The organism is Rhizobium sp. RU33A (genome assembly GCF_900156055.1).
Classification (GTDB): domain Bacteria; phylum Pseudomonadota; class Alphaproteobacteria; order Rhizobiales; family Rhizobiaceae; genus Allorhizobium.
The window spans coordinates 159,981-172,014 of the sequence record NZ_FTMQ01000002.1 but is presented as its reverse complement, the minus strand read 5'-3'; the positions used below and the strand labels follow the sequence as shown (position 1 = coordinate 172,014).

Genomic DNA, 12,034 nt, shown 5'->3' with positions numbered 1-12,034 from the left:
AAGCGACAGCGACCCCGCCACCAGGGAGGGCGGGGTCGTGCCGGGAGGGTTACCTTAGTAACCGAGGCCCTTGCGGTTGTCATACTCGCCCTGCGGGTTGTCCGCAGGCGTGTAGAGCTTGGATTCCGTAATGATGAACTTCTCCGGCTGCTTGCCGTCCTTCAGGAATGCGTCGAGCGCATCGAAGGCAGGGCCGGCCATGTTCGGGGTCAGTTCCACGGTCGCATTGGCTTCGCCGGCAACCATGGCGGCGAAGATATCCGGAACGGCGTCGATCGAGACGACGAGGATGTCAGTGCCGGGCTTCAGGCCGGCATCCTTGATCGCCTGGATGGCGCCAACGGCCATGTCGTCATTGTGGGCATACATGGCGCAGATATCCTTGCCGCCGTTTTCAGCCTTCAAGAAGCCTTCCATGACTTCCTTACCCTTGGCGCGGGTGAAGTCACCGGTCTGGCTGCGGGCAATGGTGATGTTCGCCTTGCCGGCAATTGCTTCTTCGAAGCCCTTCTTGCGGTTGATCGCAGGCGTAGAACCGACGGTGCCCTGCAATTCAACGACCTTGCACGGCTTATCGCCGACTGTGGTGGCGAGCCATTCGCCGGCAACGCGGCCTTCCTTCACCTGGTCGGATGCGACCGAGGTCAGGTAGAGATCCTGCGGAGCGTCAACGCCGCGGTCGAGCAGAATAACCGGAATTTCGGCTTCCTTGGCTTCCGTCAGAACGTCTTCCCAGCCGGTTGCGACGACGGGAGCAACGAGAATGGCGTCAACGCCCTGGGCGATGAAACCACGGATGGCCTTGATCTGGTTTTCCTGCTTCTGCTGGGCGTCGGCGAACTTCAGTTCGATGCCGCGCTTTTCAGCTTCAAGCTTGGTGACGGAAGTTTCGGCAGCGCGCCAGCCCGATTCCGAGCCGATCTGCGAGAAGCCGACGGTCATGTCTGCAGCCATGGCAGACGAGCAGCCGAGTGCAATCACGCTTGCGCTGAGCGCAAGCTTGCGAAGAAATGTCATGATGTCCTCCCTTGAAAAGACACCGCCTCCACGGTGCCTGACACTATGCATAGGCAAAGGTTCGATAGCTGTAAAGTCCAAAAGTACTATTATATGTTGTGCAATGCAGCATAGCCTTGAGCTACACTTCACCGCCCAACACCGCAACCTGGAAGGTCAAAAGGTTAACAGGCCCCGAAAGCACTGGCCGAGTATAAACGAAGCACGAGAGGGAGGAAGCCCTGAAATACAGGGGTTACAGCCCCACCCCCCTAGATCTCGTAATTTTCTGTTAACCAGTTTTCTTTATATGTCCCGATGCACGATGCCTGTGCCTCCGCATGAGCGATTCCGGCTCCCGCTATTCGAGACAGGAATACCCAATGGCAGTGATCACCTTCGCGAATACGAAGGGTGGCGCAGGAAAAACGACTGCGGCCCTTCTTCTGACCACCGAACTTCTCCACCGCAACTACCGAGTTTGCGTGATAGACGCCGACCCCCAGCGATGGTTCTCGAAGTGGTACGAAGGCGCTGCACTGATGCCGAGGCTCTCCATCGAAACCTACGTGTCGGCGCCAACGATCCAGAAAATCGTCCATGAGCGCCGCAGCCAGTGGGATTTCGTCATCGTCGATCTTCCGGGCCTTCAGTCACCCCTGCTCGCCTCGGCCGTCGGCTTGTCGGATCACGTCATCGTTCCGATCCAGGGCTCGAGCATGGATGCCCAGGGTGGCGCCCAGGTGCTCGATCTCCTGCGCTATCTCGACCGCAAGGCAGGCATCCGCATTCCACACTCCGTCGTCCTGTCCAGGGTCAATCCGGCCATCACGACCCGTTCGATGCAGGCAGTAAAGCGCCTACTGTCGGAACAGGACATCCGCGTCTTCGACACAGCGATTGCCGAACGCGCCGCCTTCCGGGAAATGTTTGACATGCATCGCCCGCTTCGAAAGCTCGACAATGCCCCAACCGCGGGCGGCGAGAAGGCGATCCTGAACGCACGAGCCTTCGCCGACGAGGTGCTGTCGCACGTCGACGTCGGTGCAGCAGCAGCCCCCGCCTATGCCGCAAGACGCGATCCACAGCCCCTGGAGACAGCGGCCTGAGGGGCACACCCACAACACAACCACCGGAAGCAGAAACACCTGCGAGGCGCCGTGCCCAACAGCTCGGCGCCTCCTTGCGTTTTCTGGTCATTTTGCGACAGCGATGTCGCTGCTGCAATTTTGCCTGATAACTTCTCTAGCTTTCGCCAAATCACGATTCCGTCAGGCGTCGTGAGAGCCAATGAGGAGATTGCGGCGTAAGAGCTGACGGAACAATGCGGGAGATGGGGTCTGATCGCCACATTGCCGCCGGAATTAATCCGGACCTCAAGACCGGTCCGGACGAAATTCTCATCTGTCATTCCTTATAAAGCAGCTATCGAAAGGACCACCGGTGCACCAAAAAGATACAATTTTCCGCAGCGCAAAATTGCACTGGTACCATCTGCAACCGATTTACGGCACACCGAGAAGCCAACTAATTCACTGATAGAAGTACGTATTTTTTTGAGAAAGTGACATGAAACGCCAGAACCGGATGTTGCAGCCCAACAATTTGTCTAGAATTTTCGCGGCACTGCAACATCTTGACACCACGGACGTTCTCCCGGACCATTCCTGCACTTGGCTAAGTGGGTGAGACTTGTTCAACCGGTTGTGACCGAAGAAGGGTTTTGTGGCGTTGTCGAAAGATTGGAGCTGCAATGGATTACACTAGCAAGATCAGGGTGCTGGTTCTGGACGACAATCCGGTCCTCATCGACGGGCTGAACTTCCTCATCAACTCCACCCGCCAACTGCATGCGATTGCTCTGCCGCAACGCAACCAAAAGCTGTGCGAAGCCATCGAAAAGCTCGAGCCCGACGTGATCGTGGCGGACCCAAACTTTCTGGATGGACTGCTCTGCGAATGCGGCCTGGAACTCAAGGATCTTCGCGCCACTACCAAACTGATCGCCTATTGTGATACCCGGGAAACCCAATCCGGGGAAACCTACGTAAACCGCGGCTACAGTGGTGTGGTCACGAAGACAGTCGCCAGCCCACGCCTGCTGCGCGCGATCAAAAGCGTCCATGCCGGTGATATCGTGATCGACGAAACCGTGCTCGCTCTGCCGGATAGACCATCCATACCATGCGCAATCGACCAGCGGAAACTGTCCATAAAGGAGGAGTTCGTCCTCCGCCATGTGGCTCTCGGCAAGGCGATGAAAGAGATCGCGGCTGATATTCAACTGAGTGCGAAGACGGTTGAGACGTACAAGTATAGAGCAATAAAAAAGCTTGATCTTCGAACCAGATCAGACATTGTGAATTATGCGATAAGCGTAGGCTGGCTGCAGCACTAGTAATTTTACACAGAAATTTAAAAAGCCGCGTCATTTTGATTGCGGCTTTTTTGCGTGTCAATTTTTCGTTTATCATAAAATTCTGAAACTTACTTCCAGAAAGACGGGAAATTCCTGACACTCGTCGTATTTTCCTGACTTTGATCAGGACAGCAATGCTGCCAAGTCTACTGCCGACATTAACGGAAGTTAACAATCGGCAAGCCCCAAGCTCGGGTTCTGCCGTCAGGACAGAGGGCAGCAAATGGCTAGGATCAGCGTATTTGGGATCGGTTATGTCGGCGTCGTCGCCGCGTCATGCCTGGCAAAGGACGGCCATGAAGTGGTCGCGGTGGATATAAATCCTGCCAAGGTGGACACAATCAATCGCGGTAAGACCCCCATCGTCGAAAAGGGCCTTGAACCGCTGATCGAGATGACGGTGGCGAATAGGAGCCTCCGGGCCACACTTGATATTGATGAGGCGATCGCCGCCACTGATCTATCCTTTGTCTGCGTGGGCACACCGAGTGCGCCGGATGGTTCCGTCGGCCTGACCTATGTGGTCAAGGCCTGCGAAGCCATTGCTGCTGCGATCGCACGCAAGAAGGCTTTCCATTCCGTTGTCGTTCGTTCGACCATCGTGCCCGGTACCATGGACAAGGTCTGCATTCCGGCATTGGAAGCAGCCTCCGGCCTGATTGCTGGCAAGGATTTCGGGGTCGGTTACTACCCCGAGTTCCTGCGCGAAAGCACCGCCATCGAAGATTACTACGATCCGGGCCTGATCGTGTTCGGTGCGATCGACGAAACGACCGACAAGATCCTGCACGAGATCAATGCCGGTCTGCCCTGTGTCTGCCACTCGGTGCCGCTTGCGACCGCCGAGATGATTAAGTACACCAGCAACTCCTGGCGCGCCGTGAAGGTCACCTTCGCCAACGAAATCGGCAACATCGCCAAGGCCTGCGGCGTCGATGGGCAGCAGGTCATGAAGATCCTGTGCTCGGATCTCAAGGTCAACATTTCCCCCTACTTCATGCGCCCGGGTTTTGCCTTTGGAGGCTCCTGCCTGCCCAAGGACGTGCGCGCGCTCCGCCATCTGGCAAAGGAAGCGCATGTCGAAAGCGCCCTGCTCGACGCAGTCCTCGAAGCCAACGAAGCCCAGATCGACCGCGCTGAGACCATGGTTTCCCAGATGGGCGGCCAGACGATCGGGATGGTCGGCATCAGCTTCAAGACGGGCACCGACGACCTGCGCGAGAGCCCGCTGGCGAGCCTCGCCTCCCGCCTGATCGCGAAGGGCTATGACCTGAAGATCTACGATCCCTTCGTCCAGCAGGCCTATGCCGAGGGAATGAGCGGTGCAGGTCGCGGTAACGACACCTCGATCGATCTGAAGAACCGACTGGTCGGCGAACTCGACGATCTCATCGACTCCTCGGATGTCATTCTCGTCGGCAATCACTACGCCGAGGCCATGCAGGCACTCGACCAGTCGAGCGATAAGGTGCCGATGGTCGACCTGCTGCGCATCCGGCCGGACATCCGCTCGTCCGGCACCTACCAGGGCATCTGCTGGTAAGGAGCGCCGATATGCTGGCCCACGTCATCTATCTCTTGTCCATGACGATCCTGGCGCTCAGCGTGCCGCACCCGACCGTATCCGCGGTCTCCGGCACCCTGATCACCGTCGGACTGATTGGCGCCTGGCGTTATGCCTGGGCCGGGATCAACCTGGCGCGGGCCGCCTATTTCCTCAACTTCGCCTATCCTCGGCGGCGCCGTCAGGCCGCCGAGGCCTATACGGCCCGGGGTCTGAAGGATCATGCCTACTTCCTGGTCACGACCTACAAGATCGCCCCTGAGATCTCGACCCGCGTCTATCGCTCGATCTTCGAGGCCGCCTTCCGGGCAACCGGTGGCGCAACCATCGTCGCCTCTATCGTCGACGAGGCCGATGCGCGCCTCATCCGTCGGGTCATGGCATCGGTTGCCCTCCACCATCCCGGCCGCGAAGCGACCGTCGGCCTGAAGATCGACAAGATCGAGGGCACCGGCAAGCGTGACGCGCTCGCGACCTCGCTGCGCTCCATCGCAAGGCTCAATCCCGGCCGCAACGACATCGTCATCTTCGTCGACGGTGACAGCTGCGTGCCCCATGATGTCGTCGACCGCAGCATTCCCTTCTTCACAGATCCGAGCATCGGCGCCGTCACCACCGACGAACTCAGCGACACCCAGGGTGGCCGCCTGTTCCGCGACTGGTTCGACCTCCGCTTTTCGCAGCGCCACGTCATGATGTCGTCGATGTCGCTGGGCGGACGTGTACTCACCCTCACCGGTCGCATGTCGATCTTCAGGGCGAGTCTGGCGACCGATCCCGGCTTTGTCGACCTCGTCCGCAACGATTTCATCGACCACTGGCGTCTCGGCCGTGTCCACTTCTTGACCGGCGACGACAAGTCCACCTGGTTTTGGCTGCTGCAGCGCGGCTACAAGATGCTCTACCTGCCGGATCTCTGCACCCTGTCGATCGAGACGCAGCCCAAGGACGGTTTCTTGGAGTCCGCGACGACGCTGATGACCCGCTGGTTCGGCAACATGCTGCGCACCAATGCCCGTGCTCTTGCCCTTCCCGCCTCCCGCATCGGCTATTTCACCTGGTGGTCGATCCTCGATCAGGCGCTGTCGATCTGGACGACGCTGGCCGGCCCCGCGAGCATCCTGCTTGCCGCCTTCTTCGTCAGTCCCTGGATACTGCCGATCTATCTCGCCTGGGTCATGTTCACCCGCTACCTCTTCTGTACGGTGATCATGAGTTTCCGCGGCGAGAGCTTCCCGATCACCTACCCCTTCCTCCTGTATTTCAGCCAGGTCGGCGGCGCGATCGTCAAGAGCTTCATTCTCTTCCGCCTCGATCGCCAGAGATGGACCCGCCAGTCGGGCTCCGGCCCCAACCGGACCATCCCTCTCGGCCAGCGCTGGCGCGCCTTGAGCTCCACCTACATGCACTGCCTTGCCCTCGGATGGCTCATCCTCGGCGTGGCCTATGTCGGCAACATCATCTAACCCCCGAAGGACGGTAACCATGGATATCGAAACGAAGGCCGCACGCGACACCGCTTCCCAGGGCTACACCGGACAGACCGAGAGCTTTCCGGTCCTGCTTGACACGGGGACGGAACATCCAAAGACCAATATCCCCTTCGTAACTGTTATCGACGGGCGCCAGTTCACCGGCCGCAGCCTCTCCCTGGTGTCCGCCACGGTATCAGGTCTCGCTGGCCCGGAACTCGAGGGCAAGGAACGGATCGCGGTCCTGCGCTTCGACTTCGATGGCTACACGATCTCGCTGCAGGTTGATGTCCGCATCAGCCGCACCCATGCCGAAACCGGCGAGGTCCGCCTCGATTTCCTTGAGCCGACAGGCGAACACCTGCCGACCCTGCGTTACCTCCTGAACAGCTATATCGCGGGTGACATCACCTCGGTCGACGGCATCATCAGCCTGCGGGAGAGGGCAGCAGTTAGCGGCAGCAAGAAGCAGGCCGGTCAGGCGAGCATCGGCAACATCGTCGGTCGCGGCCTGAAGATGGCGGCAACCGTTGCCTTCAGCCTTGCCCTTGCAGGGATCGCCGCCAACCTCGTCTACGAGCGCGTCTTCTCCAAGGAAGTGAAGCAGCTTGCGGTGCTGTCTGCCGGCGGCCAGCCGTTGCGCGCCATAGCCAGCGGCCAGATTTCCTATCTCGATCTCGGCGCGACCCGCGGCGAAGTGCTTTACACTCTGCAATCGGTCTCCGGCACGACGCTCAGCGTCAACATGCCCTGCGATTGCCGCATCCTGCCGACCCGCGCCGGTGAAGGCTCGACCGTCATGGCCGGCGACGCGATCGTCGAGGTTGTCGACGAAACGGCAACCCCGGTCGTTCAGGCCGTGGTCTCCGCCGATCAGGCCAAGCAACTCGTCTCCGGTGACATCGCCGAACTGCGTTTCTCGGATGGCAAGGTTGCCTTCGGCGGCCTCGCCCAGAATGCCGAAGCCCTGACGGCGGTGGGCAACGAAGGCGAGATGCGTGCCTTGATCGAGCCGAATTCCGAACTCGGCAGCGAAGCCGTCGGCTCCCCCGTCTCCGTCCGCATCATCAGCCAGCGCATCTTCACGCTCCGCCAGAAGCTTGGCCAATGGTTCAGCGAAGGAGCGGCAAGCTGAGTAGCCCGTCCAGGCAGACTATCCCGCGCAATCACTCCAACGGATTCACAGGAGCAGCCATGCAAGACGTTCACCCCCTTATCCTCTGCGGAGGAATCGGCACGCGCCTCTGGCCTCTGTCGCGTACGGAACATCCCAAGCAGTTCCAGCGCATCGACGGCAATTCGGAGACCACGTTCTTCCACGCAACCGTTGAACGCCACCGGGCGCCGGGCTTCGCCGATCCGATCGTTGCCGTCAGCAGCGCACATGTCGCAACGGTGCTTCGCCAGCTGAACGACCTCAAGTGCCCGGCCCGCATTCTCGCCGAGCCGATCTCGCGTAACACCGGTCCGGCCGTACTCGCAGCCGCCATGACGCTTGCCAAGACGGATCCCGCATCGCTGATCTGCGTCATCCCCTCCGACCATATCGTGAAGGGCGACCTGCCGGCCAATGTGCTTGCCGCCCGCAAGGCTGCCGAACAGGGTCACATCGTCCTCTTCGGCGTTCCGCCGGAATACCCGGAAACCGGCTATGGCTACATCGTTGACGGCGGCGCGCTCGACGACCTCACCTGCGCCCGCAAGGTGTCGAGCTTCATCGAAAAGCCGCCGGTGGAAGTCGCAACGGCCCTTATCGACGCCGGCGGCGCCTACTGGGCCTCGGGCTTGAGCCTCTTTCGCGCCGACGTCCTGATCGAAGAGTTCAAGCGCCTAGATCCTGTTACCTTCGAGGCCGTGAAGAACGCGCTCGATCATGGCCTGGAGACCGTACACGCTTTCTATCTCAATGCCGAAGCGCTGCAGCCGGCCGCCAATCTGCCGACCGAGTCCATCGTCTTTGAACATTCGCCGCGCACCGTGATCGCTCCCCTCCTCGTGGCATGGAGCGATGTCGGGGCGTGGAATGCCCTGCACCACATCGCCGAGAAGGACGAGGACGGCAATGTTCTGAGCGGCGACGTCATCAGCATCGACACCCGCAACTCCTATGTGCGGGCCTCCGGCAAGCTCGTCGCCGTTGTCGGCATGGACGACGTGGTCGTGGTCGACACCGACGATGCCCTGCTCATCACCACGCGTGATCAGGCCCAGCAGGTCAAGCAGATCGTCAAGAAGCTCGAGAGCATCAAGCGCCGCGAACTCGCCCAGCACATGCGCAACCAGATGGCCTGGGGCGAGGTCCGCCGCGTCCAGTCAGGCCCGGGTTACGAGCTGCGAATGATGACGTTGCGTCCCGGCACCATGCTTCCGATCGCCGAAGATGCCTCGTCACACCGCATGGTGACGGTCACGACGGGATCGGGGCTTCTGAAGACAGGTGCCGTCACCCGACCGCTGCGCATCGGCGACAACTTCGAAGTGCCTGCCGGCGAGACGGCGTCGATCTATTGCGGCCCGGAAACCGAAATGCAGCTGGTCGAAGTCGTCTGCGAAATCGCAGTCGCCGCATCCGTCGATGCGGTGGCCACCCTGCAACTCGTGCACAGCTGAGGAATGGCGATGCGCAAGGGGCTCCCTCTCCTTCTGACACTCCTGATGACGTCGACCGCTCCCGGCCTGCGCGCAGAGAGCTCCGGCCACGCTGATGTGGCCGGGCTGACCCGCACGGTTTCGGAGATCAGAGGACAGCTTCGCGACCCCGCCTCACGAAAGGACGACGTGCGCGCGCTCCTCTCCGGTCGCTTGGCCGAGGTTCGGCAGGACGGCGCCGAAACGCCGCTCGCTTTCGACCGCCTCGCGACGGCCGGCAAACTGGATACCGTTCCGATCGACTTCATGTTGGCCCAACTGCACTTGCAGACAGCAAGGCATTTCAAGGTCGAAATCGAAAAGGCGCTGGCCAACCGCGCCGCCCCGGCGCTCTTCATCCGCGGCGGCTCGATGACGCTCGACCAGTTGCTAGCCGAAGCAGCCAGCAGCCACCCGGGCGCTGTCGAGCGCAAGGGAGGGAAAGTCGTCTCTCGTTGGCCGATCGTCATCTGGTCCGATTCCGCGCTTGTGATTTCCCCCGGGCAGTCGCTGGAACTGTCGACAGAGGATGGTGCCTTCATCCTCAATTCCGGACTTTTAACCGTGGATGGCGGCGAACTCTCCGCTTCCGACGGCACCAACGCGGGTCTCAACGCCTTCCGCCCCTTCGTGGCGACCGCCATGACCGGCGCCGTGCAGGCAAGAGGGGCCCGTTTCAATGGGCTCGGCTTTGGCGGCGCCGGCGCAACCAGCGGCCTGTCCGTTCTCGGCGCAGCCCTCTTCCCCTCCAGGATTGCTTCCTATTTGACGGACAGCAGCTTCGAGAACATGTCGGGCATCAGCCTCGAAAACACCCATCGGGTGGTCGTTTCGGACAATCACTTTTCCGGTGGAACAGGTCCGGCCATCGCACTGAAAGGCGTCGCCGGAGCACAAATCCGGGACAACGTCATCACCGGCACCACCGAAGCGCAGGCAATCGATGTGCAGAACACCAGTTCTTCGATCGACGTCACCGGCAATATCCTCATCGGCAATCGCGGCAGCGGCATCTTCGTTGCCAACGATGCGCGCGACATTGCAATCACCGGCAATCTCCTGTCGGGAAATGGACGCGGCGGTGTCTCCGTTGTTCGAAGCGCCTGCGTGACGATCGCCGACAATATCGTGCTGTCGAACAGCCAGGTCGGGATCAAGCTGCGCGCCAGCCACGCGTTGACCCTGTCGCGCAATGATCTGGTCGCCAATGCCGGCGCGGGTGTCTCGATCATCGACCAAGATGAGAACGCACGCGTCGTCGTCGACGGCAATGTCTTTACTGGCAACAAGTCCGGCATCCATGGCGGCGCCGCGAGCGAAGTAGCTCTGACGGCCAATGACTTTGGCGGCCAGTTGCCGATCCTGCTCGATGGCGAATTCGCCCCGTATGTGCCGCATCTCTTGCGGACAGCCGCCGGCCCCGAGGCGGGCAGTAGCGCTCTCACCATTCACGCCAACACGTCGTCCGCCGATCCGGTGGACTGCAAGACCGGGAGCTGACAATGGTTTTCTCGTCAGAGACTTTCCTGTTTCTCTTTTTACCGCTGTTCCTGGCCGCCTATTACCTCACGCCGGACCGGTTCAAGTCCTGGACCATTCTGTTCGGTTCCTACCTTTTTTACTGCTGGTGGCGACCGGACTTCCTGTTGCTGTTCGTCGGCGTGACGGCCTGGGCCTATGGCTGTGGCCTCATGATCGAACGGTGGGAAGGCCAGGCAAAGGCGAAGATCCCCCTTATTCTCGGTGTCGTGGGCTGCCTTTCGGTCCTGGGCGTCTTCAAGTATCTGAACTTCTTCGTCGACAGCTTTGCCGCCTTGCTCGGCACGACGCCAGATGAACTCGGTGTCCACTGGCGCCTCATCCTGCCGATCGGCATTTCCTTCTACGTCTTCCAGGCCGTAGGCTATGTCATCGACGTCTACCGCAAGGACACGCCGGCGACCCGCAGCTTCGTCGATTTCGCTGCATTCATCGCGCTCTTCCCCCAGTTGATCGCCGGCCCCATACTTCGCTTCAAGGATTTGGCAGACCAGTTCCACGAACGGACCCACAGTCTCGCCCTGTTCTCGACAGGCCTTGGCATCTTCACGATAGGCCTTGCCAAGAAAGTGTTGTTGGCCGATTCGATCGCCCCTGTTGCAGACGCAGCCTTCGCATCAGGCAACGTCACCTTCGTCGAGGGCTGGCTCGGTGCCGCTGCCTACACGCTGCAGCTCTATTTCGACTTCTCCGGCTATTCCGACATGGCCATCGGGCTTGGCCTGATGATGGGCTTCAAGTTCATCCGCAACTTTGACACGCCCTATGTCAGCGCCTCGATCACCGAATTCTGGCAGCGCTGGCACATCAGCCTGTCGACCTGGCTGCGCGACTACCTCTACATTCCGCTCGGCGGCAATCGCTTGGGACCGTTGCGCACCTACCTGAACCTCTTCCTGGTCATGCTGCTCGGCGGCCTCTGGCACGGTGCCGCCTGGACCTTCGTCCTCTGGGGGGCCTGGCACGGCGGCTGGTTGGCAGTCGAGCGATACACCGGCTACGCCCGCGCCGGCTTCAGCAAGGCCTTGACCGTCCCGACAACGCTCCTCCTCGTTATCATCGGCTGGGTCATGTTCCGCGCCGCAAGTGTTGGTGAAGCCTTCTCGGTCTATGCCGGCATGCTCGGATTGCACGGTATGGCGCCGAGCCTGGAATTCCTGGCAAGCGTCAACCAAGAGCACCTCGTCTTCATCATGATCGCCCTCGTGGCCGTGGTGATGGAGCCTCGCTTCAAGCACCTGACCGATCCGGACCGCGTGCCGCTCATCGGGGCTCCGCAGGTGGCGGCCGATGGCACGGTGATAGCAACGTCATCGATCGCCTATCCGCTCGCGATGACCGCACTCCTGGCGCTGACGATAGCACGCCTTGCCGAGCAGTCGGCCTCACCCTTCCTCTATTTCCAGTTCTGACAGG

Annotated in this window: 9 protein-coding genes; 8 read left to right on the top strand and 1 reads right to left on the bottom strand. The window is 60.5% G+C overall.

Annotated features, from left to right (window positions below):
• Positions 1-54 precede the first annotated feature (54 nt).
• Entirely contained in the window at positions 55-1,017 is a 963-nt protein-coding gene (gene ytfQ / locus BW978_RS06785) for a galactofuranose ABC transporter, galactofuranose-binding protein YtfQ (protein ID WP_076393513.1), read from the bottom strand.
• Positions 1,018-1,379: 362 nt separating this feature from the next.
• Between ytfQ and BW978_RS06780 the strand changes: the two genes are divergently transcribed.
• From BW978_RS06780 to BW978_RS06745, 8 genes are all read left to right on the top strand, one after another.
• On the top strand, positions 1,380-2,105 hold the full coding sequence (locus BW978_RS06780) for a ParA family protein (protein ID WP_076393511.1): 726 nt from the start codon (positions 1,380-1,382) through the stop codon (positions 2,103-2,105).
• A 644-nt stretch (positions 2,106-2,749) separates the two neighbouring features.
• Positions 2,750-3,394 carry a LuxR C-terminal-related transcriptional regulator gene (locus tag BW978_RS06775; protein WP_076393509.1) on the top strand — a complete coding sequence of 215 codons (645 nt, stop codon included), beginning with the start codon at positions 2,750-2,752 and terminating at the stop codon, positions 3,392-3,394.
• A gap of 244 nt (positions 3,395-3,638) precedes the next feature.
• Complete coding sequence (locus tag BW978_RS06770) at positions 3,639-4,958, top strand: nucleotide sugar dehydrogenase (RefSeq protein WP_076393507.1); 1,320 nt, start codon at positions 3,639-3,641, stop codon at positions 4,956-4,958.
• 11 nt (positions 4,959-4,969) lie between these two features.
• Complete coding sequence (locus BW978_RS06765; protein WP_076393505.1) at positions 4,970-6,445, top strand: glycosyltransferase; 1,476 nt, start codon at positions 4,970-4,972, stop codon at positions 6,443-6,445.
• 19 nt (positions 6,446-6,464) lie between these two features.
• The gene (locus tag BW978_RS06760) at positions 6,465-7,586 is read left to right on the top strand and encodes a pilus assembly protein PilZ (RefSeq protein WP_076393503.1); all 1,122 of its coding nucleotides are present in this window, start codon (positions 6,465-6,467) and stop codon (positions 7,584-7,586) included.
• Positions 7,587-7,645: 59 nt separating this feature from the next.
• Positions 7,646-9,061, top strand: a complete 1,416-nt coding sequence (locus BW978_RS06755) for a mannose-1-phosphate guanylyltransferase (protein ID WP_076393501.1) — start codon at positions 7,646-7,648, stop codon at positions 9,059-9,061.
• A gap of 9 nt (positions 9,062-9,070) precedes the next feature.
• On the top strand, positions 9,071-10,579 hold the full coding sequence (locus BW978_RS06750) for a NosD domain-containing protein (protein WP_076393499.1): 1,509 nt from the start codon (positions 9,071-9,073) through the stop codon (positions 10,577-10,579).
• A 2-nt stretch (positions 10,580-10,581) separates the two neighbouring features.
• Positions 10,582-12,030 carry an MBOAT family O-acyltransferase gene (locus tag BW978_RS06745; RefSeq protein WP_076393497.1) on the top strand — a complete coding sequence of 483 codons (1,449 nt, stop codon included), beginning with the start codon at positions 10,582-10,584 and terminating at the stop codon, positions 12,028-12,030.
• Positions 12,031-12,034: the final 4 nt, after the last annotated feature.